This window comes from Mesorhizobium sp. M0659, assembly GCF_040320605.1.
Taxonomy (GTDB): Bacteria; Pseudomonadota; Alphaproteobacteria; order Rhizobiales; family Rhizobiaceae; genus Mesorhizobium.
This window is the reverse complement of the sequence record NZ_JAMYPY010000011.1, coordinates 1-26,773: the sequence shown is the minus strand read 5'-3', so window position 1 is coordinate 26,773 and position 26,773 is coordinate 1. Positions and strand designations below refer to the sequence as shown.

Here is a 26,773-nt window from a genome sequence, read left to right as displayed (position 1 = left end):
CTCAGCGCTTTTTGTTCACTGAAGTTGGAAATGTGAGCGTCTGGCCATCGCGCGCCGCAAAAGCGCCGGCAAATCTGTCTTTGGCCAGTTTCTCCATCTCGTCCAGCTCATCGTCGGTGCGTGCCGGATCGTGGTGAAACAGCGCAAGCCCGCGCGCGCCGGCCGCTTCGCAGAGCTTGACGCCCTGTTGCCATGTCGAGTGCCCGTTGCCGCGGTAGCGCTCCATTTCCTCCTCGGTGTAGGTGCAATCGTAGATGACGAGGTCGGCACCTCTGATCAGGCCGAGCACCGCCTGGTCGAGTTTGCCCGGCTCGTGCTCGGTGTCTGTGATGACCGCCACGACGCGGCCACCCCATTCGACCCGGTAGCCGATGCAGCCGCCCGGATGGGTAAGACTACCGGTTCGCACCACCACCCCTTCGCGCGGCCGAAGCACGTCTCCGGATGTGAAATCGCGGCAGTCGAGGCTCGCCTTGCAGACACCGAGTGTCACCGGAAACCATGGCGGCCGAATGAATTCATCGACCATCTGCCGCGTCGTCATGCGTCCAGCGAGATGCCCGGACCAAAGCGTAACTTTGATGCCTCGTTCATAAATAGGCTTGAAAGCCGGCAGCCCGATGACGTGGTCGTAGTGGCAATGGGTGAAAAACAGGTCGAAATCGGTGACGCCCGCCGCCCGAAGCGTCCTGCCGGCAGGCCGCAAGCCGGAGCCCGCGTCGAACAGAAGCGTATGCTTGCCGCATTGCATCTCGATGCAGATCGTGTTGCCGCCATAGCGAGCAAATTCTGGCCCCGACACCGCAATGCTGCCGCGCACGCCCCAAAACCTGACAAGGAAGAAATCGTCGTCCATGCACCCTTTCGCCCATCGTAGCCAACCAACTGCTGCCAGAGTCGTTCCAGGAAAGGTGTGACACGGTTCCGGAAACTGCATCAAAACAAAGAAACAGAGCGGCTCGCCGTTTCAGTGCAACTGTGAATCGCTCTCGGCCGTTCGTGCGTCGATCAGGTCCGCGGTCGTACTGCTTAGCCGATCGGCAAGAACCCGCAATATTTCGATGGTCATTTCGGGAAACTCCTTCATAAGCCTCAGGAAATGGTCCTTGCGGATCCTCAAGGCCTCCAGCTCACTTGCCGCTTTGACGGTGGCAGTACGGGAGCTGTTGCACAATATGGCAATCTCGCCAACGATCGAATTTGGCAGCAATTCAGCAACTTTGATCGGCCCATTGTCGGAATCGACCAGAATATCCGCGCTGCCCGAAAGGATGACATAGGCGGCGTCTGCCTCGTCGCCCTGCCGGAAAAGAATCTGGCCGGCACTGTAGTTCACGCGATCGGACGTGAACGCGAGCAGCTTGAGCTTTGTCGGCTCGATGCCAGAGAACAAGGGAACGCGTTGCAGCATTCCAACTTCATCCTTGAGCAGCATTGTCGCAAACCTTCCTGAATTCGCGTTTGCCAGACTATGACACAAGTTCCTTGAAGATACCGTTTCCCGCCAAGAGTGTCTCGTGTGTTCCGTCTTCCACCAATTGGCCTGAGTCAAAGACCACAACCCGATCGAACATCGCCGCCATTGCCGGATTCGTCACCACCCACACAATTGCCGGCGAATGGCCGTCGCGTCCGGCTTCGTCGAGCACATTCCGCAGCACCTTGTCCTGCACGCGCTGGTCGAGCGCCGACAGCGGCCGATTGAGAATGAGGAAATCGGGACGCTTGAGCAAGGCGCGGGCAACATCGAGCTTCTGTCGCTGTCCGCCGGTCAGCCGCCTGCCGGCGGCGCCGACGTTGAAGTCCAGGCCGACATCCAGAAGCTCGGCATAAAGCCCCAGTTCGTCAAGAATATCATAGACGATGGAGCGAATACGGTCCGGCGCGTCGGGATGGTTGTTGCCGACACGCCCGAACAGGACGTTGTCCATGACGGTGGCCGCGGCGATGTATTTGGCAGGGTCAAACCGTTCGACAGCTTTCTCCAGCTCGGCCGGCAGGTTTTCATAGAACTGGTTGCGTGCAGCGATGATCTTGCTCATCAGCTCGTCGGTCAACAGGCCGAAGCGATGCCGGGGCTCGATATAGGCAAAGCTTAAGGTGACCATCATGGCGCGGTCGTTCTCCGAAACCGCATCGTAGGGGCGATTCTTGAGCCGTTGCAGCAAGGTTTCGTAGGCGGGTATCTCCTCGGCGCTCATGAAGGCGAGCTGCTGGAAGAACTGGTGTTCGGGCGGCAGGTCGGCAAACAGCTCGATCGCCTGTTCGGCGATCTCCATGCCCATTTCGTAGAGCGTGCGGTCGAGGCCGGCTTGCTTCAGCACGGAAGCAAAATAGGGATTGGACGCCAGTGCCTTGTGAGCCAGTTCGGGGCCGGCCGCAGCGCCGAAGAGCAGGTTCTGGCCGATCGTCGCTTCCTTGTTGTAGGCGCCCGGTTCAAAAGGAACCACCAGCGCGCTCAGGCCTTCTTCCTCCAACCGGGTTCGCAGCGCCGCACGCAATTCGACGATCCGCCCGGCAAGCTTCGTGTGGCGCTTGAGGTCGGCCGAAGAGCGCAAGCCTAGATCCAGAATGTCGCGCGACAGAAGAACCGCGTCGAGCACCCGGCGCACGGCTTCAAAGAGGTCGTGCGGGCCGGTGGCGCCGGCGGAGGCATAGTTGATCCAGTCGCTGCGGATATCGAGATCCGGATTGCCCGACCGGCGCGCCTCGTCGATATTCCAACGGTGCTGGTCCGCCGCGGCGCCGTCATATGTCACCGATGTCAGCGGCGCATGCTTCAACCCGTAGAGCAAATTGTCGCGCAGGCTTGCCTGGAACAGGAAAACATCCGACGAAGCGTAGGACATGCGCCGGCCGGTCACGGCTTCGGGGAGATCGAGCAAGTCATCGGAGCCCGAAACGATCCTTCCGCTGTCCGGCCAGGTCAGCCGCGCAAAGGCTTCCGCAAGCGCCTCCGCTCCCCCTGTTGCGGTGCTGACCAGCGCCACCGTCTCACCCGGCTTGACCTCGAGCGAGATGCGATTGAGGAGCATTGCGCCGCCATCGTCTGCTATCGACAGGCTGACCGCCGACAGCGGCTTGGTCATCGGATCGGGATCGTCGACCGTCAGTGCTCCGATTTCCGGCGCGATGATATTCTCGACGGTGAACTGTTCGACGACCTGCTGATATTTGACCTGGACATCCTGCCGGTCCTGATCCCAGTCGATCAGTTCCTTCATCGGTCCGGGCAAGTCCTTGTAAGCGCCGATCACGGCCACGAGCTGGCCGACATCCAACCGCCCCTGGATGACCAGATAGCCACCGATCATGTAAAACAGAAAGGGCGTGAGCTGCGCGAGAAAATTGTTGAGGAACTTTACCATGAATTTCCATTGGTAAAGATCGAAGCGGATTTTGAAGATGAGCCCGAGCCGGGCTGCTATGTCGGCGCGCTCGTAGTTCGACGTATCGTGGACGTGAACCGCGCCGATGCCGTCGACGATTTCGCCAACCCGGCCTGAAAGCGCGCGCGCCGTCAACTGCCGCTGGCGCCCGAGCACGAGCAGCCGCCGCCGCATTCGCGGGATAAGCACGATCTGGATCGCCACGATCACGACCGCTATCATTCCGAGCCAGACGTTCTGGACCATGATGAACAGCATGGCCGTCAGCGCCTGGCCGCCGAGCAGCACCGGCTGCAGGAAGGCATCGCCAATGAAGCCGCCCAGCGGCTCCACCTCGTCCTTCACCATGGTCGCCACTTCGGCGGATTTCACCCGCTTGAAGTAAACCGGCGGAAACCGCAGCACACGATCGACCAGATCGAAACGAATACGCCGCAGCATGCGTTCGCCGAGCCGGCCCTTGTAAGTGTTGATGTAGAGCTTGAACAAGCCGTTGATGACGACCAGCAAGAGGAACACAAGGCTGAGCGCAAGCAGGGTCGAGGTGCGGTCCAGTTGAAAACCGGAGAAGAACTGGACCTCGCCGATGAACGGCAGGTTATAGTGCAACCGCATGAATGGCAGGGTCGCGCCCGGTTGCTCGAACCCCTTGCCCTGGATCGGGCCGTTGACGATCAGCTTCGGCAGGTCGAACGACATGAAATACGGGACCATCGAAAGCACGACGATCATCAATATCCAGAGCTGCTGCTTCCTGGTGTGCGTCCAGATATAGCGGGCTAGGCTGGTTTCCATATGCGATTGTCAGTTTGAAGGATGCGGAATGTAAAGGCACCTGCTGGCAAATGGTGTATCGGCCATGTCTTCGCCGCCAACGACGAGCTCAAAGCGGCAGCTGCGCGCCAAGCGGATGGGCGCCGATGGTCCGGACAAATTCAATCGGCCTCCTCCGGGCAATGGCGAAACGGCTTGCGGCACAGTCGCGTCCGCAAGTCGAACAGGCAAGAGGCAAGATTGCGTTGTGTCGCCCGAAATCCCAACATAGAAGACGAATATGATGGATGTCACGCAACCACGCAATGCCGGCATGGGTGGGCATGAGCAAGCCCTGGACCTCACGCGGGGAATTGCCGCCTACGTCGACCACCCTCTCGTGGCCGGGCTGGCGCGCGTCATCGCCAAGCATCCGCAGGCCAATATCGCGAACGCCTTCAACCACAAGCAGGTCGCCTGCAAGATGTGGGCGCTCGACAGGCTGTTCGAAAGCGACGGCGGCGGGTTCGAACGCATATGGGTTCTGGGTGGATGGTACGGCGTATTGCCGGCGATGCTTTTCAACGACGCCCGCTTCGACATCGGGGCGATCGACAGCATCGACATCGATCCCGAAGTCGGCGCGGTCGCCCGGACACTCAACCGGCAAGCCGGCGAGCGGTTTCAAGCACTGACGGCAGATATGTACGCACTCGACTATGGCGCCGGCCGACCCGACCTGGTGGTCAATACGAGCTGCGAACACATAGCCGATCTCAGCGCCTGGCTTGCCCTGCTTCCGCGGGGTACGAACGTGCTGCTGCAGTCGAACGACTATTTCAGCGAGCCGACGCACATCAACTGCGTGGCGTCACTTGCAGCCTTCGAAGCAATGGCGGCGCTGCGGCAGATCAGGTTCTCCGGCGAATTGCCGACAAAAAATTATACACGCTTCATGCTGATTGGAACTGTTTGAAGCGCTCGCGCAGGATTTGCGCCGATCGCCGCGCCCCTTCCAGATCGAGACGATGCGCGGCTGGCGGCGGTCCCGCAAGCGCCTGCTCGATCGCATGCGCCAGACCTTCAGGCGTCAGGTCCTGTTCCGTCAGCACCGTTGCAAGACCGAGCTCTTCGAGCATCAGAGCGCGACGCGTCTGCTCGGTTTCCCCGCCGGCTGCAAATGGAACGAGCAGCGAGCGACACCCCGCGCGCATGACATCGCAGACCGTGTTGTAACCCGCCTGCGAGACCGACAGGCGGGCGCCGGTCAGCAGGCTGGCGAAATCCTCGCGGAACCGGAAGATGGACAGGCGTGGGGAGGAATCGCGTGAAATCGCGTCAAACTCGTCCTTCGGCAGGTTTGGGCCGGTGATCAAACACCATGTCCAGGCGTTATCGGCATTTCGCGCCGCCGCGACGGTGGATCTGACAAGGCTCTTTCCGGCCGCCCCGCCGCCAACCGACACCAGAACGTCGAAGCGCTCTGAGGCCGCTTGCGCCGGCGGCGCGGCAACGAGCCCGGTGTAGGCGACCTCGGCCCTGATCGCCCCAGCCAGCGGAAATGTCTTGTCGATGGTTGCGAAAGCCGGATCGCCATGGACCATGACAAGATCGAAATGCCTGTTGACGATATCGACCGTTTCTTCGTTTCGGCTCGGCTTCACGCGCTCCTGAAGGATGTCGCGGACGGACGCCGCCAGCAGCGGTCTGGGCGATGTCGCTTCGATGGCCTCGATCAGCGGCAAGAGTTCGAAACGCATCTGCCGGCGTCCAAAGGGAAACGCCTCGATAATGACGATGTCGGGCCTGTAATCCCGGAAAGCCTGCAGCAGCATCTCTGAGCGCCGCGTCTTGAAATCATCGTCGACGGCTTTGCCCTGCAGGTCGACAAGTCCGGAAAATCCTTCGTCACCGGAGGTGACAGGCGGCAGGGTCACGGATTTTACACCCGATCCCGGAAATCCCGCGATCGGCGCTCCGCCGGTCACGACGGTGACGTCGAACCCGTCATCGACCAGAGCCGCCGCAATGCGGCTGGCGCGCGCGAGATGGCCGATGCCGAGCAGGTGCTGAACATAGAAGAAAGCGCGCAGCCGCTTCATTCGGCGGCCCGCCACTCCCGCTCGAACAGTTCCTTGAGCTGTCCAATGCCTGCCACATGATCGAAATTGCTTCGCACGCGCCGCTCCGCGGCGTCGCCGAGGCGGACGCGCAGGACGGGATCGCGGATCAGGCGCTCCAGCGCCTGTGCCAGGGCAGTCGGGTTTTCCGAGGGAATCAGCAGCCCGGTTTCATCCGACGATAAAAGCTCCGGCACGCCGGAAATATCGGTCGACACGCAGGCAAGCCGCTGGCTGGCCGCCTCCACCAGAACATTCGGCAGGCCGTCCCGGTCGCCATCCGCGGTGATCCTGCAGGCCAAAGCGAAGATGTCGGCGCTGCGGTAGTGCTCAAGCACCTGCTCCTGCGCCAGCGCGCCTTTCCAGGAGACGCGCCCCTCCAGTCCGAGCCTTTGCGCCAGCGCCTTCAGCCGTTTCAGTTCCTCGCCGCCACCGATATGCTCGAAACACCACGCCAGATCGCCAGGCAAGAGGGCAAGAGCCTCCAGCAACGTATCATAGCCTTTCTTTTCAACGGCGCGTCCGACACTCAAGATCATGACCGGTTCGGCCGGCGCCGAGCCGTCACGCTGTTTTCGCGCCTCGCCGAAACTGCCGAAGCGGTCAAGGTCGAGCCCATGATAGCTCAGATGCACGGACGAACTGCCGTTGGCGAGTTTTTTCAGACGGTCGAAGCCGGTTTTCGTGCACGTGACCGTCCAGCGCGCCGAGGAAAGCTTGCCGGCCAGATCCCAGTCCGCCGACGTCCAGATGTCCTTGGCATGGGCTGAGCAGCTCCAGGGCAAGCCACGAAGCTGGCTGGCATAGCGCGTCACAGATGCCGGCGTGTGCGCGAAATGGGCATGCAGCCAGCCCGCGTCTTGCGGCCATTCGGCGGCCAACACGAGCGCTTGCCCGAAGCGCCGCGCGCGATTGCGGGTAAAGTCGCGGCGGATATCGGCAGCGAGCGATTTGAGCGCGCGCCAGAAGCCAGGCCGCGGCAGACAGGCAAACAGCGACCGAAGCACGCGCAGCGGCTCTCTGTGCAGATATTCCGGCAGATAATGGACGGGGGCCTTGATCTCGTCATGCACGGGATGACGTTTTGCGTCGGTCGGCCGCCTGAGCGCGAAAAGTATCAGGTCGAACCCCGCACGCTCCAGACCGAGCAGCTCCTGCGCGATGAAGGTTTCCGACAGCCGCGGGTAGCCCTTCAGAACTACGACGATCTTGCGGTGTTGCAACTCAGTTCATGCCTTCAATGACCGAAAGGTGATGGCCGGCCCGCCGGTCGAGCAGTTCCGCGACGATTTCGGAAATATGAGGCAGCCCTTCCAGCGTCAGATGCGCATTGCTCTGCGATGGGCGGGGCCGGCCCGGCAAAACCTGCAGCGCATCGGCGAACCGCTGGGCATCCTCGGCCTCCTCGGGCAAAAGCATCTCGATGAGGCCGAGTTCGGCTGCGCGCCGTGCCCGGATCAGCTGTTCCTCGCGCGGCGTGACGCGCGGCACGATCAGCGCCGGCTTGTCGAAAGACAGTATCTCGCAATAGGTGTTGTAACCGCCCATCGCCACCACCGCCTTGGCGCCGGCAATCAGCTCTTCCATCCGGTTGTCGAATTCGATGATCTTGACATAGGGGATCTTGGCCCCCTTCCGGACCAGCTTGTTGCGCTTGCGCGCCGGCATGTAGGGCCCAAGCACGATCAGCGCCCGGTGCTGCAATCGCGGATCCTGCTGATAGGCCTCGATGACGTTGTGGATCAGGTCGGCGCCGTCACCGCCGCCACCGGTGGTAACCAGGATATAGTCGCCCTCGGGCCGGTGGCCGGGCAACTGGTTCTGCTGCAGGCTCCGTTGCAGGAAACCGACGAACTTCATCTTTGCCCTGACCGCCGGCGGCACCTCCAGGCCGGTCAGCGGATCGTAGAAATCCGGCGGGCCATAGACCCAGACCTTGTCGTAGAACAGGCCGATCTTGCGCATCACATCCCTGCGTGCCCACTCCGCTTCGAGCAAATGCGGCGCGTCCATCACCTCGCGCAGGCCAAGCACGAGCGTGGTGCCCCGCGTCTTGAGGTAGGACAGCGTATCCTCGATCTCTCCGCGCAGCCCCAGCGGTTCCTTGTCGACGATGAAGATATCCGGCCGGAAGCTCTCGGCCGTGTGGCGGATAATGGACTGCCGCATCCTTAGCGTCTCGTGCAGATCGATGTCCTTTTCCAGCGAGGTGTATTCGCCGTTTCGCAGCTTGATGACGCTGGGGATCTTCACGAAGTCGACGCGGGCGCGGTAGTCGAAGGCGCCGGCGATGGTCGCGCCCGAAATGATAAGCACCTGAAGTCCGCGGAAATCCCCGACCAGTGAATGAGCGATCGTTCGGCAACGCTGCAAATGGCCGAGCCCGAACGTGTCGTGGCTGTACATGAGAATTCGTGTGTCTTTTGCGTGCTGTGTCATTGTGAACGTCTTTTAGAATTCTCGCCGGACCGTGGGCAACCCCGCAGGCTTCGAAACCATTCTCGCGGGTCTATCGACCTGTTTTGAAACATGGGGGCGAGAGGTACGCAACGGCATTCTTCACCTGGTCACGAATGCCAGGGGGCGCTGATTGTGGCGCCATGCCTTGTCTTCGCCGACGATAGACGGCCCGAGCACAAATCTCTGTCATGAGGCTTGACCCCGTGGAATTAAATGCCCTGCGGCCTGAGGCAGGCAAAGCGCACATTGCGAAAAATCAAGGGCGACCAAGGCGAAACGAGGCTGCCGCACATTGTGAGGAGAACCCGCACCTTGGGAAAATGCTTCATAATCCATCGAAACACAACGGCCGCCAGAGGCCGCACGTTGCGGCCTTTTATCCTGCCATCAGCCTTGGCCTGTGGCAAGCGTCCGGTCCTTGCACCGTTGAAGCTGGTGCAATCTCGCGTCATGCCGGCTTCCTCCGTCATGTGGAGGATAGCTGCGGCCCCAATGAGATTCGTCAGCCAGGCGACCCATTCGCCAGATCCGTCACAAAGCTTTGCGTGAACACGCCGGCCGGAAGGACGGCTACGCCAACCTTGCCCTTGTCGTCCTCGGCGTTGCCAGCAGCAGACTTGTCTCGCTGCCGGTTATCCCCGGGATGAGCCGTATCCGCCTAAGCACCGCGTCGAAATCGGTGAGCGACGCCGTTCCGAGTTCGACCACCAGGTCCCAGCGGCCATTGGTGGTGTGAATGGTCGAAACCTCGGCGAGGCCGCCGAGCGCCCGGACCACGCGGTCGGCGGCATGGCCCTCGATCTCGATCATCATCACGCCGCGTATCCGCTGGTCGACCGCGTCGGCGCGCAGCACCACCGTGTAGCCGATGATCTCGCCCGTTTTTTCCAGCCGCTCCATGCGCGCCCTGACCGTGGCGCGCGATACCCCGAGATCGACCGCGAGATCGGAGATGCTGCGCCGGGCATCATGCCTGAGCAGCGTGACCAGCCTTTCGTCGAGCAAGTCCATGATTCTATCCACTTTGACCAAACTGACTTATCGAATTGATAAATCATTCTTCTCGAAATGCCAATTTCGCCTGTTCATACTGCCGGGCCGGGATGGTTCATTCCACGCATCAACCGCCCAATCAATTTACAAGGACAACAAGAACCATGCGCTGCAGGATCGTTGGCGCGCCGGTGCAGGACGGCGCCGGCAGGATGGGATGCGAGATGGGGCCAAGCGCGCTGCGCACGGCCGGGCTTGTCTCGGTGCTGTCGGAACTTGGCCACGAGGTCGAGGACTGGGGCGCGGTGCAACCGGCCGCCGTGCGCGCAATCGTCCATGGCAATCTCGCGCTGAAGGCCCTACCGGAGATTTCCGCCTGGACCGCGGCGATAGCCGAGACCGCCTATGCGGCTTCGCGGAACGCCATGCCGATCTTCCTTGGCGGCGACCACGCGATATCGGCCGGCACGGTGTCGGGCATAGCCCGCCGCGCCGCCGAACGCGGCCGGCCGCTCTTCGTGCTGTGGCTCGACGCACATCCCGATTTCCACACGCTCGATACCACCGTCAGCGGCAATCTGCACGGCGTGCCGCTCGCCTATGCCAGCGGCCGGCCGGGCTTCAACGGTTATTTCCCGGACCTGCCTGTCGCCGTCGACCCTGCCCACATCTGCGTCATGGGCCTGCGCAGCGTCGATCCGGCGGAGCGCCGGGCGCTGAGCGAAGCGGGGGTTACCGTGCACGACATGCGCACCATTGACGAGCACGGCGTCGCACCTTTGCTGCGCGCCTTCCTGGCCATCGTCGAAAAGGCAAACGGCCTGCTGCATGTCAGCCTCGACGTCGACTTCCTCGACCCCTCCATCGCGCCGGCCGTCGGCACCACCGTGCCCGGCGGCGCCACCTTCCGCGAGGCGCATCTGGTGATGGAGATGCTGTCCGACAGCGGCCTAGTCTCCAGCCTTGATCTGGTCGAGCTCAACCCGTTCCTCGACGAGCGCGGCCGCACCGCCACGCTGATGGTCGACCTCGCCGCCAGCCTGATGGGCCGGCGCATCATGGACCGCCCCACCCGCAGCCATTCCGGAAGCATTGCATGACCCAGCCTTCCCGCCTTGCCATCGTCCCCTTCGTCAGCGTCGACCGCATGATGAAGCTGGTGCTGACCATCGGCGTCGAGCGGTTCCTCACCGAACTCGCCGCCTATATCGAGGAGGATTTTCGCCGCTGGGAGCTGTTCGACAAGACGCCGCGCATCGCCTCGCACAGCCATGACGGCGTCATCGAGCTGATGCCGACCAGCGACGGCAAGATGTACGGCTTCAAATATGTCAACGGCCATCCGAAGAACATGCGGGAAGGCCGCCAGACCGTCACCGCCTTCGGCGTGCTCGCCGATGTCGGTTCCGGCTATCCGATGCTGCTGACCGAAATGACGATCCTGACGGCGCTGCGCACCGCGGCGACCTCCGCTGTCGCGGCCAAATATCTGGCGCCCAAAGGCGCGCGCTCGATGGCCATCATCGGCAATGGCGCCCAGTCCGAGTTCCAGGCCGTCGCCTTCAAGGCGCTGCTCGGCATCGACCGGCTGCGGCTCTATGATATCGACCGCTCCGCTTCGGAAAAATGCGCCCGCAACCTCGCCGGCAAAGGCTTCGACATCACCATCTGCGCCACCGGCCAGGATGCGGTGGAAGGCGTCGACATCATCACCACGGTGACCGCCGACAAGCAGTCCGCCACCATCCTCACCGACAACATGGTCGGTTCCGGCGTGCACATCAACGCGGTCGGCGGCGACTGCCCCGGCAAGACGGAACTGCACCGCGACATCCTTTTGCGCTCCGACATCTTCGTCGAGTTCCCGCCGCAGACGCGCATCGAGGGCGAAATCCAGCAACTCCATGCCGACCATCCGGTGACCGAGTTGTGGCAGGTGATGACCGGCAAGGCGGAAGGTCGCAAGACGGCGGAACAGATCACCTTGTTCGATTCCGTCGGCTTCGCCACCGAGGATTTTTCGGCGCTGCGCTATATCAGAGACCAGCTTCAGGCCACCGGCCTCTACGAGGAGCTCGACCTGCTCGCCGATCCCGACGAGCCGCGCGACCTCTTCGGCATGCTGCTCAGGGCAGCGCTGCAGCCGGCCGCCGCCTGAGGGCTTCAGCCGCGCAACGGCGCGCAGCTCTCCCGTTCGACGAGCACCGGGGTGAGCACTTCGCGGCGCGAATGCGCCGCAGGCTCGGCAACCCGCTCGAGCAGCAGGCTGACGGCGCGCGTGCCTATCTTCTCGACCGGCTGTGCGATCGTCGTCAGTGGCGGCCAGGTGGTGACGGCATAGGGTATGTCGTCGAAGCCGATCATCGACATGTCGCCGGGGACCCGCAATCCGCGCCCGCGCAGCACTGTCAGCGCCCCCATGGCCATCAGATCGTTACAGGCAAACAGCGCCGTGATCCCCGGCGCCTGCGCCATTAGCCGCTCCATCGCCGTGCGGCCGCCGGCGAAGTGATAGTCGGAATCCACCACCGAGGCCGGCGGCAGGTCGAGGCCGGCTTCCTGAAGCGCCCTGGCGAAGCCGCGCAGGCGGGCCGGGCTGGAGCTGGAATCGCGCGGGCCGCCGATGACGCCGATCTTCTCGTGGCCGAGCCCGGCCAGATAGCGGCCGGCGAGATAGCCGCCATGATCGTGATCGACTAGCACGGAATCGACATTTACCGAATGGATCTCGCGGTCGATCAGCACCGCCGGGACGCCGGGCAGAAGGCTGGAGAACACCCGCGCATGATCCGACGAGCCGGCGAAGATCAGCCCGTCGATCTGCTTGGCCATCAGCACCTGGAGGTAGCGCTCCTCCTTCTCGGCGCTGCCGTCGGAGTTGCACAGGATCACCGTATAGCCGGCAAGGAAGCCGGCATCCTCGATCTGGCGCGCCACGCCGGCGAAGAACGGGTTGGAATTGTCCGGCAGCAGCAGGCCGATGGTCTTGGTCTCGCCGCGCCTCAGGCTGCGCGCCAGCGTGTTCGGGCTGTAGCGCAAGGCGGCGATGGCCGAATGCACGCGCTCGGCCGTCTCAGGTTCGACATGGCGCGTGCGGTTCATCACATGCGAGACGGTTGCGACCGACACTCCGGCATGGCGCGCGACATCGGCAATCGTCGTCATTTCTTGTCCCCTAGTGCATGTCGCCCGGAGTGTCCGGCGGATCTGGGAAAATGACATCCATAAAACAAAAACCAAAAAGCGCGACGCGCTTTATCGGATCACCCTCAACAGCTTTTCCCGATAGGCATCCAGAATGACGGCAAGCACAATGACAAGGCCTAGCACGATCGGCTTGAAAATTGTCGCCGACGCCGAGCAGCTCGTAGCGAACGCCGGCGATCGGGCCACCGATGGTGAGACGCAACAGATAGAGTATGGCGAGAATGCCGGCGCGTTCTCCCTTCCGCCGGAGCGCTGTATCCTTCTCAGCCCAGTGATTCCCGCAGACAGGAAACCTTCATGAATGGCCTGACACCCATACTTTCCACCGTGACCGCCTCGTTCCTTGCCTCCTTCGTCGAAGTGGTCGAGGCCTTCACCATCGTGCTGGCGGTCGGCGTCACCCGCAGCTGGCGGCCAGCGCTGACCGGCGCGGCGCTGGCGCTGGCGGTGCTGGCGGCTCTGGTGCTGGCCTTCGGACCGCTGCTGGCGCTGGTTCCCATTACGGTGCTGCAGTTCGTCGTCGGCGTGCTCCTGGTCCTATTTGGCATGCGCTGGTTGAGAAAGGCCATTTTGCGCAGTGTCGGCGTCATCGCCCTGCATGACGAGGAAGCAGCCTTTTCCAAGGAAACCGCCGCTTTGCAGCAGCAGGCCAATGACCGCCGCGCCGATTATCTGGCCGGGCTCGCAGCCTTCAAGGCGGTGCTGCTCGAAGGCGTCGAGGTGGTGTTCATCGTCATTGCCGTCGGCGCCGCGCATGCACAGACCTTCTATGCCAGCCTTGGCGCGTTGGCGGCCTTCATCCTGGTAACGATCATCGGCCTTGCGGTGCACAGGCCGCTGGCGCGGGTGCCGGAAAACGCGCTCAAATTCGCCGTCGGCCTGATGTTGACAAGCTTCGGCATTTTCTGGACCGGCGAAGGCCTGGGCGCCGACTGGCCGGGCGCCGATCTGGCGCTGCTGGCCATCTTCGCAATCATCGCCGTCGCGTGCTTCGCCATGGTGCGCTGGTTGCGCGCCAGCTACCCCAAGGCTGCACAAGGAGTTGCTCGATGAACGTCGTCCGCCTCATTCTAAAGGAGCTCGTCGGCATGTTCATCGACGACGGCAGCCTTGCGACGCTGGCGCTGCTGTTGATCGTGGCGATTGCCGCGGCAGTGAAGCTGCTGGCGTTGCCGCCGCTTGCCGGCGGCGTCCTGCTTCTGCCCGGCTGCCTCGTCATCCTGCTCTACAGTGTGCGCCGCGCGGCACGGCGCTCCGGTCAGTAGAGGGTGAAAAACACCGGCAGCATGCCGCTGATCCGCAACTGCTCAATCGTCTCGATGGCCGGGAACAGCGCCAGGAAATAGAGCCCGTCCGTGAATGTCCGCCGCAACGCCTTTGTCGAGAACCGGCGTTCGGCTTGATCGTGAAACAGCAGCGGGTTCGGCCAGAAAGGCGGCGTGCGTTCGGCATAGACGCTGTAGGCGGGGCCGAACTTTCCAAACAGGAACTCGGCTTCCTTGCGCGCCGTCACCCGGAACACCAGGTAGCTCACCAGAGCCAGCGCCGCCGCCACCAGCACCGAGCCGTACATCAACCCGACGCCCGCCGCGCCGACCGTGGAAAAGAAGTAGAGCGGGTTCCGGCTCATCGAGAACGGGCCGATGGTGACCAGCTCGTCGTTCTTCCTGCCGCCGACATAGAGAATGCTCCACAGACGGCCAAGGAAGCAGACCAGCACGAAGCCGATGCCCAGCGCCTCGATGTATTCGTGCCCGTCCGAGCCTTCGACGAGAAAGGGCTTGGTGAACAGCAACAGCATGACGGCGAGGGCTGCCGCCACTTGTATGACGAGCAGGCGCTTGTGCTGGTCGAACGCCTTCGCTGCCGGCTTGGGGGGAGCGTAGCTCATCATAGTTCCTGCTCTCCGGCAGGGCTCATAGCGCCGGTGTCTCGCCACCCACTAGCGCTTCCGTGCGGCGATGGCGAGGCAACCGGCAGGAATTTCAGCCATTCTTACGAATTTGTAAGCGGGCGGACAGATTGCGGCGAGGTCGCCTGCCCATAGTCCTTATGCCGGCCGACCTGCCGGACATCGTTTCATCACCGCCTGGATATCGGCGCAAGACAGGAACACCAGCATGAAAAAGCTAACCCTCGCTTTCTCGCTCTGCGCCATTGCCATCGCCAACCCGGTCTTTTCAGCCGCTTCCGCTGCGACGCCTTGCGAAGACGCTCTGAAGGACCTGCGCGCGGCGGAAGCCTTGGCGGCGCTGAGCGCCGCGGACAAGACAAAAGTATCCGATCTCGAGGCCGAAGGCGTCGAGCGCTGCAATGCCCGACGACGACAAGCGCGCCGACGACTTCTTCGCTCAGGCCATGAAGATCATGGGGAAGGAAGACCAAGCCTCGCCGCACGTACCGGGGAATAGGCCCGTCCCCGCCGAAACGACAAGGATCCCATCATGCTCTTGTCTGCAAGCACTGCACCCGCCGCACTGGCATCACCCAACAGGGTCCCTGATGTCACCGTCGAATTCTGGCTGATCAAGCTTTTGGCGGTCACCATGGGCGAGACGGCGGCCGACTATCTGGCCGTCAATCTTGGCTTCGGACTGACCGTCACCTCGCTGATCATGACCGGCATCCTTGTCGTCGCGCTGGCGCTGCAATTCGCGCAGAAGCGTTATGTGCCATGGGCCTATTGGCTGGCGGTGGTGCTGATCAGCGTCGTCGGCACCTTGATTACCGACAATCTGGTCGACAATTTCGGCGTCCGTCTGCAAACCACCACGATTGCCTTCACGGTCTTGCTCGCCGCGACATTCGCGGTCTGGTACGCCAGCGAAAGAACGCTCTCCATCCATACGATCGTCACCACCAGGCGCGAGATCTTCTACTGGCTGGCGATCCTGTTCACCTTTTCGCTCGGCACCGCGGCCGGCGACCTTGTCGCCGAGACGTTCGACATTGGCTATCTCACGACTGGCTTCTTGTTCGGCGCGGTCATCGTCTTCATCGCCCTCGGCTATTTCGCCTTCGGCCTCGACGCCATCCTCGCCTTCTGGCTGGCCTACATCCTGACGCGGCCGCTTGGCGCCTCGTTCGGCGACCTGCTGTCGCAGCAGGTCGAATATGGCGGCCTCGGCTTCGGCACCACCTTCACCAGCATGATCTTCCTGGGCTGCATCGTCGCCCTCGTTCTCTATATGAGTCTGAAGAAGGGCACCGGCGAGGCCGACAAAATCCTGCTTGAATCGGAGTAGATGCAAGCACCTGCACGCCCGCCTGACGCGACGAGAACGCGCCAAAACGTCAATGGATCCCTGCCGTGGGTCGCCCTGGGCAGCTATCGCGCTCACCTCATGGACGGAAGAATGAACTCCAGGAAATCCGGTTATAGCGGCCTCCAAATTAGCCTGCATTGGATGATAGCGGCGCTTGTCCTGTTCCAGCTCCTGTTCGGCGAAAACATGACAATCTATGTCGATGCGGCAGCGGACAGACGCCAACTGTCGTCCTACGGGCAGACCATGGGGTCCGCCCATTACTGGGTCGGCCTGGCGATCCTGTTGCTGGTGTTCGTGCGACTGGCCGTCCGCCTCTTCATCGGTGCGCCCAAGCCGCAATCCACAATGCCGAAATGGATGGCTTTCGCCTCACGCACAACGCATGCGCTGTTCTATGGCCTTCTCGTTGCCGCTCCTGTTTCCGGGCTTCTGGCCTTTTATGTTTGGAGCTGGATGGGCGATGTCCATACTTGGGCAAAGCCGGTATTCATCGTTCTGATCTGCATTCATGCCGGTGCGGCACTCTTCCATCATTTTATTCTGAAAGACGCCGTGCTGCGCAGGATGCTTGTCCCTGCGCGCGATCCGGTCGGATGACACTTATGGACATGTGCAACGACCACGAGCGGCCAGGCGCCGGCGGATATTCTAGGAACGGACCGCCGCCGGTGCTAGCATGCCGCTCTGGCAAAGCCTCGGCAACAGACCGGAACAGAGATGCGACTTCTCCTTGTTGAGGATGACCCCAGGACCGCAGACTATGTCGTCAAGGGCCTGAGCGAAGCCGGGCATGTCTGCGATCTGCTGCGCGACGGGCATGACGCGCTGTTTGCCGCGACACGCGACGCCTATGACGTGATCGTCGTCGACCGCATGCTGCCCGGCCTCGACGGCCTGTCGATGATCAAGGCGGTGCGGGCGGCCGGCGTGCGCACGCCGGCGATCTTTCTGACCTCGGTCGGCGGCGTCGACGACAGGGTTGAAGGGCTCGAGGCCGGCGGCGACGACTATCTCGTCAAGCCATTCGCCTTTTCCGAACTGCTCGCCCGCATCAACGCGCTCGGCCGTCGCCCTGCGGTGCAGGAGCTGAAGACGACGCTGCGCATCGCAGACCTCGAAATGGACCTGATCCAGCGCCGCGTCACCAGGCAGGGCCAGGCGATCGACCTGCAGCCGCGCGAATTCAGCCTGCTCGAAGTGCTGATGCGCGGCGAGGGCCGCGTCATCACCCGCACCATGCTTCTGGAACGGGTCTGGGATTTTCACTTCGACCCCAAGACCAGCGTCGTCGAAACCCATATCAGCCGGCTGCGCGCCAAGATCGACAGGCCGTTCGAAACCACGTTGATCCACACCGTGCGCAACACTGGCTACAGTGTTCACGACTGAGGCGCGGCATGACAGAAACTTGCCATGACTGAAGCTTGCCATGACTGAAACGCACTATGACTGAGACAGGCTCTCGCCTGCTGCGCAGCACGCCGTTTCGGCTGGCCCTGACCTTCGCCTTGCTGTTCGTGCTCGCCTTCATCCTGTCAGGCGCCATCGTCTACCAGCTGATGAGCGCGGATCTTGCCGAGCAGCTCGACCAGTCGGTCAAGGAGACCTATTCGGTCGTGGCGGTGACCTATGCCGGAAACGACCGGGAGGATCTGGTTTCGGCAGTCGACAGCCACGCCGCGCTCAGCCCGAGCAAGGAACAGCTGTTCTCGCTCACCGATCCCGCCGGCAATCGCCTGGCCGGGAATTTCACCGCCGCCGACCTTCCCGATGGCTTTTCGGATTTTGCCGCTTCCCTGCCAGGCGTTGCGCCGGACACTATGTACCGCGCCTGGACCGGTTCGGTCGGGCCCAACAGCCTGACAATCGCCTTCTCGCTCTCCGAAACCGAGGAGCTGGAACGCATCGTTTTGATGAGCTTCGGCTGGGCCACCCTGATCATTTCAGGGCTGGCGGTGGCTGGCGGCGCCTTGCTGGCGTCGCGTGTGCAGCGTCGCCTCGACGGCATTGCCACCACCATGGACGATGTCTCCAACGGCCGGCTCGACGCCCGCATTCCACTGCTCGGCAATGGCGACGACATTGACGGCGTCTCGCGCCAGGTCAACGCCGCGCTGGAGCGGCTGGCGGCGCTGGTGGACGGCATGCGCCAGGTCAGCGCCGACATCGCGCATGATCTGAAGACGCCGCTCAACCGGCTGCAGATGATTTTGGAAGCTGCGGCCGACAGGACCGCGCGGGGTGAGGCCGTTGCCGATGAGCTGGCGGAGGCACGTGGGGAAAGCCTGCAGATCAACGATACTTTCGATGCGCTGTTGCGTATTGCCCAGATCGAGGCCGGCGCCCGCAAGTCGCGCTTTGTCGATCTCGACCTCACCGGCGTCCTCGATGCCATTGCCGAAATCTACGCCGGTGTCGCCGAGGATGACGGCAAGTCGCTGTCGGCCACGATCGTCCACGGCACCCCATGCCTGGTCCACGGCGACCGCGACCTGCTGACGCAATTGTTTGCCAATCTGGTTGAGAACGCGCTGCGGCATTGCCCCGATGGCACGGCAATCCTTCTATCGGTGCGGCGGCAAGGCGACCGCATTCTGGCTGAGGTCGCCGACAATGGCCCCGGCATCCCGGCGCAGGAGCGCGAAAAAGTGTTCCAGCGGCTCTACCGGCTGGACTCCAGCCGCACCACGCCCGGCAGCGGCCTGGGCCTCAGCCTTGTGCGGGCCATCGCCGACCTGCATGGTGCAATGATTGCGCTGGAGGATCGCCGGCCTGGGCTGGCGGTAATTGTCGGGTTTCCTCGGGCGGAGGGCACCGGTCCCGGCTTGAAATGACAACGCCAGAGCCAGGTCGACCCCACTCCGTCGAGCGAAGCAGCGACGGAGTGGGGGAAGGCGCTCATGAAACGCCAAGTCGCTGACAACTTTCTCCAAGTTGATGATCGCATCCGACAAAGGCGGTCGCGATTAGCCTTGCACATGTTTCCACCCGGAACGGCTGCGGGTTGATCAAGATGACCGTCGAACCTATCGGCCCACCGCACCCCGGCGAAAATCCGAGGGCGACATCCCTGCCAGCTTGCGGAAGGATTTGTTGAAGGCGCTGAGCGAGCCGAAGCCTGAATCCATGGCGACGCGCAGCACATTGGCGTCTTCATGCATCAAAAGCGCCTGCGCATAGCTCAGCCGCAGCAGGTTCATATATTCGTTGAGCGTCATGCCGGTCGACTTCTTGAAAATGCTCATGGCGTATTTGGGATGGATGTCGGCCGCCGCCGCGATGTCGACGCAGTCTATGTCGTAGAGGAAATTCTCGGCGATGAAGTCGCACATGCGACCGACATTGCGCAGCGATTGCTGGTCGAACGGGCCGCCGGGTTCCTGGCCGATGGCGGTTTCCGGCACCAGCCGGTAGGGCTCGAAGCGCACCCGCTCCAACCGCAGCAGCAGCTCGTTCACGGCGTGCTCGGTTATCGCCGGATCGCCCGAGCGGAAATAGCGGTTCCAGCGTTCGAAATTGTGATGATCGGCCTGGTCGGTCGCCGATGTCACCAGCGTGGCGCCCGTCATCAGCCGGTGGCGGACATCCGTCGGCAGGTGCAGGCGGAAGAAATGCACCAGCGGCAGATGCGCGCCGGCATAGATGGCGTCGTCGGAGAGATCGTCCATCTGGTGCGGCAGCCCGCCCCAGAACAGGCACATGTCGCCCGCCGTGAGCGCGATCTCGTGCTCGTTCATGCGGTAGTGCACGCTGCCGCGGACGATGAAATTGACCTCGACCTGGGCATGCCAATGCGGCTTCAGCATCACCAGCGGATGGTTGTGAAACATCTGCAAAGCCATCGGCAGGCCTTCGACGCTGCTGGCGCCAGGCTGGTAAAACGGCCGTTCCGGCATCTTACTTTCCGCCCATCTTTTATTCCCGTTGTCAGGGACAAGCCTTCCGCGCCGCCTAGTCTAGCCATGCTCGCGAAGAGAGAGCAAATGAAATGGGAGGATTTCAATGCGCACGACACTGATCTGTGCCGCGCTGGCGCTTGGCCTGGGCTCAGCCCCGGCTTTGGCGCAGTCCGGCGAAATTACGATCTGGAGCTGGAATATCGCCGCTTCGTCGCTGAAGGCTACGGTGGCCGGCTTCAACAAACAGTATCCCGACGTCAAGGTCACCGTTCAGGATCTCGGCAACCAGCCGACCTATGACAAGTCGATCGCCGGCTGTGCGGCCGGCGGCGTCGGCCTGCCCGATATCGTCTCGATCGAAAACGGCGAGGCCGAGAACTACTGGAGCCAGTTCCCCGATTGCTTCGTCGATTTGCACACGCTGGGCTACACCGCCGACGACCAGAAGAAATTCCCGGACTTCAAGCGCACCGAACTGGAGGTCGGCGACAAGGCCTATGCCATGCCGTGGGATTCCGGCCCGGTAGCCGCCTTCTACCGCCGCGACTTCTACGAGAAGGCCGGCGTCGATCCGGCCTCGATCAAGACCTGGGACGATTTCATCGCCGCCGGCAAGAAGGTCCAGGCCGCCAATCCCGGCGTCACCATGACCAATGCCGATTTCAACGGCGACACCGAATTCTTCCGCATGATTTCCAACGAACAGGGCTGCGGCTATTTCGCCGCCGATGGGCAGTCGATCACCGTCAACCAGCCGAAATGCGTCGACACGCTGGCCAAGATCAAGGACATGAAGGACGCCGGCATCATCTCGTCGGCCGACTGGGGCACCAAGATCACCAACAACACCGCCGGCACCGTCGCCACCCAGGTCTATGGCGGCTGGTATGAGGGCACCATCCGCACCGAATCCGCCGGCGAAAACGGCAAATGGGGTGTCTACCTAATGCCGAGCCTGACCGCCGACGGCCCCCGCGCGGCCAATCTCGGAGGCTCGTCGCTCGCCATCACCTCAGCCTCGAAGAACAAGGAGGCCGCCTACGCCTATCTGAAATACACGCTCGAGACCAATGAAGGCCAGATCACCATGCTCAGGGATTTCGGCCTGGTGCCGTCACTGATCTCGGCCCTCGACGACCCCTACGTCTCGCAGGGCCTGCCCTATTGGGGCGGCCAGGCAGTGTGGAAGGACATTCTCGCCACGCTGCCCAAGGTGGTGCCGAGCCGCGGCACGCCGTTCCAGAGCGACGCCGAAATCATCATGCGCGCCGTGCAGACCAAATATCTCGGCGGCGGCTATCCCGATGCCAAGGCCGCCCTCGACGACGCCGCCAGCCAGATCGCTTCGGCGACGGGACTGCCGATCAAGTGACCAAGGCGGTGATGCTGGCGGGCCAGATATAGGGCAATTTGCCGGACTGTTGGCGCTGCCCCTCACCTGCCTGCCGGCATCCTCTCCCCGTATAGTGGCGGGGAAAGGGACGCTCTCGCCCAACAGATCGCCAATTGCCGGCGGCGTCCGCCGGCTAACAACACGCCGGATATCAGCCGGGAAGAGGAAGGAGGAGGAACCATGCGCTACCAGAACGCCACGGCCTATCGCTTCCTCACGCCCTACCTCCTGATCTTCGCCATCTTCTGGGTGTGGCCGATCATCTCCTCGTTCATGATTTCCTTCCAGGCGACGCGCACGGTGCCCTGGCGCTTTGCGCCGACGTTCAACTGGGGCCGCCTGATCGGCGACCCCGCTTTCTTCAACGCGCTGAAGAACACGCTGCTCATCCTCGTCATCCAGGTGCCGGTGATGATCTCGCTGGCGATCGTCATGGCGGTGCTGCTGAACTCGCCGCTGCTGAAAGCACGTGGCCTCTACCGCTTCGCCTTCTTCGCTCCGGTGGTGGTCGGCGAGGTCGCCTATTCCGCCGTGTTCCGCCTGATGTTCAATCTCGATTTCGGCATCATCAACAAGCTGCTCGCCGGCATCGGCCTGGCCAAGATCGACTGGTTCTCCAACGTCACCCCGGCCATGGCGCTGATCATGATCGCGGTGACCTGGCGCTGGGCCGGCTACAACGCCATCATCCTGCTCGCCGGCCTGCAGTCGATCCCCGAGGATGTCTATGAGGCGGCGACGCTCGACCGCGTCAGCAAGCTCAAGCAGTTCTTCTACATAACGCTGCCGCTGCTCAAGCCGGTCATCGTGTTTTGCGCCGTGCTGTCGATCATCGGCACCATGCAGCTTTTCACCGAACCGTTCCTGATCACCGAGCGCGGCGGTCCCGGCGGCGGCACCGAGACGCTCGGCCTCTTGCTTTACCGCCAGGGCTTCCGTTCGCTCAATTTCGGCTATGCCTCGGCCGTCGCATACACCATGGCGGGCTTGGCAATCGCCATCACGCTGGTGCAGCTGTGGCTGACACGAGAGCCGAAATGAGAGGGGCGCCGAAATGAGTTCGCTCTCGCAACGCCGGCTCGGCCGCAGCGTCCTGCTGCATCTGGTCCTGACGCCGCTGGCGGTGATCTGGCTGTTTCCGCTATGGATGATGGTGGTGTTTTCGACCATGCCCGATAACGGCATTTTCAGCCCCGGCATCGAGCTTCTGCCGCACGGCAATTTCGTCGACAATTTCAACAACCTGCAGCGCGACACCAATTTCATCGGCGCTATCGGTATTTCGGTGGCGGTGGCGGTGACCTACACCTTCTTCTCGGTGCTGCTGACCTCGATGGCCGGCTGGGCGCTCGCCCGCTATCAGTTCTTCGGCAAGGGCGCGGTGGTGGCGATCATCCTCGGCACCATCACGCTGCCCTATGCGGTGGTGCTGATCCCGCAATTCATCATGGTGGCGCGCGACTTCCAGCTCGCCAACACCTGGATTGCGTTGATCGTGCCACCCTTGTTCAATTCGCTGGGCGTGCTGTTCATGCGCCAGGCTTTCTCGATGATGCCGGCCGACCTTTTCGACGCCGCGCGAGTCGAAGGCGTCAAGGAATGGCGTATCTTCCTGTTCGTCGCTTTGCCGCTGGCGCGGCCGATGCTGGCGGCGCTCGCCATCATTCTGTTCCTCGCCTCGTGGAACAATTATCTCTGGCCGCTTTTGATCAACAGCCAGCCCGGCGCGATGACGGCCCCTGTGGCGCTCGGCACGCTGATCGGCCTGACCAAGGTCTCATGGGGGGGCATCATGGCCGGCGCCGTCATGCTGACCGTACCGATGCTGGTCGTCTTCGTGCTGCTGCAGCGCCATTTCATCGCCGGCATCGCCGCCGGCGCCGTCAAGTAGGGACAACAGCGATATGGCGGCAGTCACCCTCACCAATGTCGTAAAACGCTTCGGCGTCTATGAGATTATCCATGACGCCAACATCGATATCGCCGATGGCGAGTTCGTCGTCTTCGTAGGCCCGTCGGGTTGTGGAAAATCGACGCTGCTCAGGATGATCGCCGGGCTGGAGGATATCAGCGGCGGCGAGATCGCCATTGGCGGCAAGGTGATGAACGATGTCGAGCCGGCCGAGCGCGGCATCGCCATGGTGTTCCAGTCCTACGCGCTCTACCCGCACATGAGTGTCGAGCAGAATCTGAGCTTTGGCCTCAGGATGACCGGCAACCCCAAGGAGGACACCGAGCGGCGGGTGAAGCGGGCCTCCGAAATCCTGCGCATCACAGAGTTGATGGCGCGGCGGCCGAGGCAATTGTCCGGCGGCCAGCGCCAGCGCGTCGCCATTGGCCGCGCCATCGTGCGCGAACCGCAAGTCTTCCTGTTCGACGAGCCGTTGAGCAATCTCGACGCCGAGCTGCGCGTCCAGATGCGGGTCGAGATCTCGCGCCTGCACAAGGAGCTCGGTACGACGATGATCTATGTCACCCACGACCAGACCGAAGCGATGACGCTGGCCGACCGGATCGTCGTGCTGCGCGGTGGCCATGTCGAGCAGATCGGCCGGCCGCTCGATCTCTACGACAATCCCGACAACCAGTTCGTCGCCGGCTTTGTAGGCTCGCCGAAGATGAATTTCATCAAGGGCCGCGTCGTCGGGCGCAACACGAGCAGCGTCACCGTCGAGCTGGTGGGCGAGGAAAAGACCCGCATTATGCAACCGTTGACCGGCGCCGTGCCAGAAACAGGAGCCAAGGTCATTGTCGGCGTGCGGCCCGAACATTTCGGCAATGGCGGCGAAGGCGACGCCGACCTCACAGTCGGCATCGACGTGGTCGAGCATCTCGGCGGCACCAGCTTCATCTATGCCAGGACCGCCCATGGCGAAGACCTGGTGATCCAGCGCGACGCGGCAAAGGTCCCCGACACCCAGGAGATCACCGTGTCCATCCGCAAATCCTATCTGTTCGATGAAGACGGCCAGCGGCTGCGCTGAGCGCTTCCAGCCTTGCAAGGAGAATGATCATGACTGCAACCGCGCCCCTCCGCTGGGGGATACTTGGGCCCGGCGACATCGCCAAAGCGTTCGCCCGCGGCGTGGCAGGCTCGCGCACCGGCACGATCGTGGCGCTCGGCGCCCGCAATCCCGGCAAGGCAGGCCTGGCCGAGACGTTTCCCGGCGCCCGCATCCTCGACGGTTACGACGCGCTGCTCGCCGACCCCGAGGTCGACGCCGTCTATATCGCCATCCCGCATCCCGGCCATGCCGAATGGGGAATCAAGGCGGCGGAAGCCGGCAAGCATGTGCTGTGCGAAAAGCCGCTGGCGCTGACCGCCTTCGAGGCCGACGCCATGATCCATGCCGCGCGCAAGACCGGCACCTTCCTCGGCGAAGCCTTCATGTACCGCCTGCACCCGCAGACGGCGAAGCTGGTCGAGGTGATCCAGTCGGGCGTCATTGGCGATGTCAGGCTGATCAAGTCGAGCTTCGGCTTCGCCATGCCGGGCTTCATGCCCGAGCACCGGCTCTACGCCAACGATCTCGCCGGTGGCGGCATTCTCGACGTCGGCGGCTATCCCGTCTCCATGGTGCGGCTGATCGCGGGCGCTGCCACAGGCAAACCCTTCGCCGAGCCGGACAAGGTTGTCGGCACCGCCCATCTCGGCAAGTCCGGCGTCGACGAATGGGCCTCGGCGCTGCTGCATTTTCCCGGTGGAATCGTTGCCGAGGTATCCTGCAGCATCTCGCTCAAACAGGACAATGTCCTGCGCATCCTCGGCACCAAGGGCCGCATCGAGGTGCCGGATTTCTGGTTCGCCGGCGGCGGCAACCGCGATGGCGGCCCTGGCCGGATCGATGTAACTCTCGCCGACGACACGCGCGAGACCATCAGCCTCAACGAAACCCGCCATCTCTATTCCTTTGAGGTCGACGCCGCCGGCGAGGCGATCCTGGCCGGCAAACAGGAATTCGCCTGGCCGGGCATGGGCTGGGCCGACAGTCTCGGCACGCTGCGTGTGCTCGACAAATGGCGCGCTGCCGTAGGGCTCGAATATGAAATCGAAAAGCCGGCTAAGCGAACCAACACCCTTTCGGGCCGGCCGCTGCGCACCGGCGGCACCGCCATCGGCAAGCGCAAGATTCCGGGCCTGTCGAAGCCGGCCTCCGTGGTGGCGCTCGGCTTCGAGGATTTCCGCACCTTCTCGTCGGGCGCAATCCTGCTCGACGCCTTCTTCGAGGCCGGCGGCAATCTGTTCGACACCGGCTATGTCTACGGCGCCGGCTACACCGAAACGCTGCTTGGCCAGTGGCTCAGGAATCGCGGCGTGCGCGAGCAGTCGGTGATCATCGCCAAGGGCGCGCACTCGCCGCTCTGCTATCCCGATGTCATCGGCAAGCAGCTCGCCCAGTCGTTGGACCGGCTGCAGACCGACCATGTCGACCTCTATTTCATGCACCGCGACAACCCCGATGTGCCGGTCGGCGAGTTCGTCGACGCCATGGACGCCGAGGTCAAGGCCGGCCGCATCCGTGGCCCGTTCGGCGGCTCGAACTGGACGATGGCGCGCATGGACGAGGCGATTGCCTATGCCAAGCGCACCGGCAAGCAGAAGCCCGGCGTGCTCTCCAACAATTTCTCGCTGGCCGAGATGCTGGAACCAATCTGGGCCGGCTGCATCACCTCGTCCACCGACGACTGGAAATCCTGGCTGACAAAAAGGCAGATGCCCAACTTCGCCTGGTCGAGCCAGGGCCGCGGCTTCTTCACCGACCGCGCCGGCCGCGACAAGCAGGACAATGAGGAGCTGGTGCGGGTCTGGTACTCGGAGAAAAATTTCGGCCGCCGCGACCGTGCCATCGAGCTGGCGCAGCGCCTGGGCAAAAGTCCGATCCACGTCGCGCTCGCCTATGTGCTGGCGCAGCCCTTTCCGTCGGTGCCGTTGATCGGCCCGCGCACGCTGGACGAGTTGGAGGACAGTTTGAAGGCGCTGGATATCAGGCTGTCGGCGGAGGATGTGGCGTGGCTGGATAGCGGGCCGGAAAGGCGGCGGGCTTAGCAGCTAATCTCCCCCCTTGAGGGGGAGATGTCGCCGAAGGCGACAGAGGGGGTCGCCTCGCGTGGAGCGCTAACCTCCTTCTGCAGCGGCAGGTAGGCCGAGCCCAGTCGAACCGACCCCCTCTGGCCTGCCGGCCATCTCCCCCGCACGGGCATAGGCGCTAAGATAGGTATTGCCCTGCGGAATCGGGTGTGATTCTACACTGCGATGACACACGAATCGCTTGTTGGTGACGGCTGGGCC

The 26,773-nt window shown here is 62.8% G+C and carries 25 protein-coding genes; 15 read left to right on the top strand and 10 right to left on the bottom strand.

Annotated elements, in window-relative coordinates:
- Nucleotide 1: 1 nt before the first annotated feature.
- The 3 genes from NKI31_RS18565 to NKI31_RS18555 all read right to left on the bottom strand — a co-directional run bounded on the left by NKI31_RS18565 (nt 2) and on the right by NKI31_RS18555 (nt 4,184).
- Nucleotides 2-856, bottom strand: a complete 855-nt coding sequence (locus tag NKI31_RS18565; RefSeq protein WP_352652285.1) for an MBL fold metallo-hydrolase — start codon at nt 854-856, stop codon at nt 2-4.
- Nucleotides 857-967: 111 nt separating this feature from the next.
- A complete protein-coding gene (locus tag NKI31_RS18560) occupies nt 968-1,435 on the bottom strand; it encodes a cyclic nucleotide-binding domain-containing protein (RefSeq protein WP_023672144.1) in 468 nt (155 codons plus the stop codon).
- Nucleotides 1,436-1,469: 34 nt separating this feature from the next.
- Nucleotides 1,470-4,184: an ABC transporter transmembrane domain-containing protein gene (locus NKI31_RS18555; RefSeq protein WP_352652284.1), complete on the bottom strand. Its 2,715-nt coding sequence runs from the start codon at nt 4,182-4,184 to the stop codon at nt 1,470-1,472.
- Between the two features lie 259 nt (nt 4,185-4,443).
- On the opposite strand from NKI31_RS18555, the gene NKI31_RS18550 reads away from it, so the two are divergent.
- Entirely contained in the window at nt 4,444-5,118 is a 675-nt protein-coding gene (locus NKI31_RS18550) for a class I SAM-dependent methyltransferase (RefSeq protein ID WP_023687622.1), read from the top strand.
- Here NKI31_RS18550 and NKI31_RS18545 read toward each other — a convergent pair.
- The 4 genes from NKI31_RS18545 to NKI31_RS18530 form a co-directional block, all read right to left on the bottom strand.
- Entirely contained in the window at nt 5,096-6,244 is a 1,149-nt protein-coding gene (locus tag NKI31_RS18545) for a glycosyltransferase family protein (RefSeq protein ID WP_352652283.1), read from the bottom strand. The two genes, NKI31_RS18550 and NKI31_RS18545, sit on opposite strands and share 23 nt — an antisense overlap.
- On the bottom strand, nt 6,241-7,485 hold the full coding sequence (locus NKI31_RS18540; protein ID WP_352652282.1) for a glycosyltransferase: 1,245 nt from the start codon (nt 7,483-7,485) through the stop codon (nt 6,241-6,243). The genes NKI31_RS18545 and NKI31_RS18540 overlap by 4 nt, the downstream gene beginning before the upstream one ends.
- Before the next feature lies 1 nt (nt 7,486).
- On the bottom strand, nt 7,487-8,701 hold the full coding sequence (locus NKI31_RS18535; RefSeq protein ID WP_352652281.1) for a glycosyltransferase family protein: 1,215 nt from the start codon (nt 8,699-8,701) through the stop codon (nt 7,487-7,489).
- A 591-nt stretch (nt 8,702-9,292) separates the two neighbouring features.
- Nucleotides 9,293-9,733, bottom strand: a complete 441-nt coding sequence (locus NKI31_RS18530) for an Lrp/AsnC family transcriptional regulator (RefSeq protein WP_023685065.1) — start codon at nt 9,731-9,733, stop codon at nt 9,293-9,295.
- A gap of 146 nt (nt 9,734-9,879) precedes the next feature.
- Here NKI31_RS18530 and rocF point away from each other — a divergent pair, with 146 nt between their 5' ends.
- Together rocF and ocd are read left to right on the top strand one after the other, a co-directional pair.
- A complete protein-coding gene (rocF, locus tag NKI31_RS18525) occupies nt 9,880-10,815 on the top strand; it encodes an arginase (RefSeq protein WP_023687618.1) in 936 nt (311 codons plus the stop codon).
- Nucleotides 10,812-11,873, top strand: coding sequence for an ornithine cyclodeaminase (gene ocd / locus NKI31_RS18520; protein ID WP_352652280.1), 1,062 nt, complete (start codon nt 10,812-10,814; stop codon nt 11,871-11,873). The genes rocF and ocd overlap by 4 nt, the downstream gene beginning before the upstream one ends.
- 5 nt (nt 11,874-11,878) lie before the next feature.
- Here the strand turns inward: ocd and NKI31_RS18515 are convergent, their stop codons facing one another.
- On the bottom strand, nt 11,879-12,880 hold the full coding sequence (locus NKI31_RS18515; protein ID WP_352652279.1) for a LacI family DNA-binding transcriptional regulator: 1,002 nt from the start codon (nt 12,878-12,880) through the stop codon (nt 11,879-11,881).
- A gap of 339 nt (nt 12,881-13,219) precedes the next feature.
- Between NKI31_RS18515 and NKI31_RS18505 the strand changes: the two genes are divergently transcribed.
- Nucleotides 13,220-13,975 carry a COG4280 domain-containing protein gene (locus NKI31_RS18505; protein WP_352652278.1) on the top strand — a complete coding sequence of 252 codons (756 nt, stop codon included), beginning with the start codon at nt 13,220-13,222 and terminating at the stop codon, nt 13,973-13,975.
- Complete coding sequence (locus NKI31_RS18500) at nt 13,972-14,187, top strand: hypothetical protein (protein WP_023672157.1); 216 nt, start codon at nt 13,972-13,974, stop codon at nt 14,185-14,187. Before NKI31_RS18505 ends, NKI31_RS18500 begins: the two co-directional genes overlap by 4 nt.
- Here NKI31_RS18500 and NKI31_RS18495 read toward each other — a convergent pair.
- Nucleotides 14,181-14,813 carry a methyltransferase family protein gene (locus NKI31_RS18495; RefSeq protein ID WP_023685059.1) on the bottom strand — a complete coding sequence of 211 codons (633 nt, stop codon included), beginning with the start codon at nt 14,811-14,813 and terminating at the stop codon, nt 14,181-14,183. The genes NKI31_RS18500 and NKI31_RS18495 overlap by 7 nt on opposite strands.
- A 229-nt stretch (nt 14,814-15,042) precedes the next feature.
- Here NKI31_RS18495 and NKI31_RS18490 point away from each other — a divergent pair, with 229 nt between their 5' ends.
- The 5 genes from NKI31_RS18490 to NKI31_RS18470 all read left to right on the top strand — a co-directional run bounded on the left by NKI31_RS18490 (nt 15,043) and on the right by NKI31_RS18470 (nt 19,025).
- Nucleotides 15,043-15,333, top strand: a complete 291-nt coding sequence (locus NKI31_RS18490; protein WP_352652277.1) for a hypothetical protein — start codon at nt 15,043-15,045, stop codon at nt 15,331-15,333.
- A gap of 33 nt (nt 15,334-15,366) precedes the next feature.
- Entirely contained in the window at nt 15,367-16,167 is an 801-nt protein-coding gene (locus tag NKI31_RS18485; RefSeq protein ID WP_352652276.1) for a COG4705 family protein, read from the top strand.
- Nucleotides 16,168-16,788, top strand: coding sequence for a cytochrome b (locus tag NKI31_RS18480; protein WP_245260308.1), 621 nt, complete (start codon nt 16,168-16,170; stop codon nt 16,786-16,788).
- A gap of 120 nt (nt 16,789-16,908) precedes the next feature.
- The gene (locus NKI31_RS18475) at nt 16,909-17,580 is read left to right on the top strand and encodes a winged helix-turn-helix domain-containing protein (RefSeq protein WP_023740151.1); all 672 of its coding nucleotides are present in this window, start codon (nt 16,909-16,911) and stop codon (nt 17,578-17,580) included.
- A 56-nt stretch (nt 17,581-17,636) separates the two neighbouring features.
- Nucleotides 17,637-19,025 carry a HAMP domain-containing sensor histidine kinase gene (locus tag NKI31_RS18470; RefSeq protein ID WP_352652275.1) on the top strand — a complete coding sequence of 463 codons (1,389 nt, stop codon included), beginning with the start codon at nt 17,637-17,639 and terminating at the stop codon, nt 19,023-19,025.
- Nucleotides 19,026-19,217: 192 nt separating this feature from the next.
- On the opposite strand, the gene NKI31_RS18465 is transcribed toward NKI31_RS18470, so the two are convergent.
- Nucleotides 19,218-20,087: a helix-turn-helix domain-containing protein gene (locus NKI31_RS18465; RefSeq protein WP_023706782.1), complete on the bottom strand. Its 870-nt coding sequence runs from the start codon at nt 20,085-20,087 to the stop codon at nt 19,218-19,220.
- A 106-nt stretch (nt 20,088-20,193) separates the two neighbouring features.
- Between NKI31_RS18465 and NKI31_RS18460 the strand changes: the two genes are divergently transcribed.
- The 5 genes from NKI31_RS18460 (at nt 20,194) to NKI31_RS18440 (ending at nt 26,530) form a co-directional block, all read left to right on the top strand.
- The gene (locus NKI31_RS18460; RefSeq protein WP_023726709.1) at nt 20,194-21,462 is read left to right on the top strand and encodes an ABC transporter substrate-binding protein; all 1,269 of its coding nucleotides are present in this window, start codon (nt 20,194-20,196) and stop codon (nt 21,460-21,462) included.
- A gap of 201 nt (nt 21,463-21,663) precedes the next feature.
- On the top strand, nt 21,664-22,524 hold the full coding sequence (locus NKI31_RS18455) for a carbohydrate ABC transporter permease (protein ID WP_023726710.1): 861 nt from the start codon (nt 21,664-21,666) through the stop codon (nt 22,522-22,524).
- Nucleotides 22,525-22,537: 13 nt separating this feature from the next.
- On the top strand, nt 22,538-23,374 hold the full coding sequence (locus NKI31_RS18450) for a carbohydrate ABC transporter permease (RefSeq protein WP_023745910.1): 837 nt from the start codon (nt 22,538-22,540) through the stop codon (nt 23,372-23,374).
- Between the two features lie 13 nt (nt 23,375-23,387).
- A complete protein-coding gene (locus NKI31_RS18445; protein ID WP_352652274.1) occupies nt 23,388-24,467 on the top strand; it encodes an ABC transporter ATP-binding protein in 1,080 nt (359 codons plus the stop codon).
- Between the two features lie 29 nt (nt 24,468-24,496).
- Nucleotides 24,497-26,530, top strand: a complete 2,034-nt coding sequence (locus NKI31_RS18440) for an aldo/keto reductase (protein ID WP_352652273.1) — start codon at nt 24,497-24,499, stop codon at nt 26,528-26,530.
- Nucleotides 26,531-26,773 lie beyond the last annotated feature (243 nt).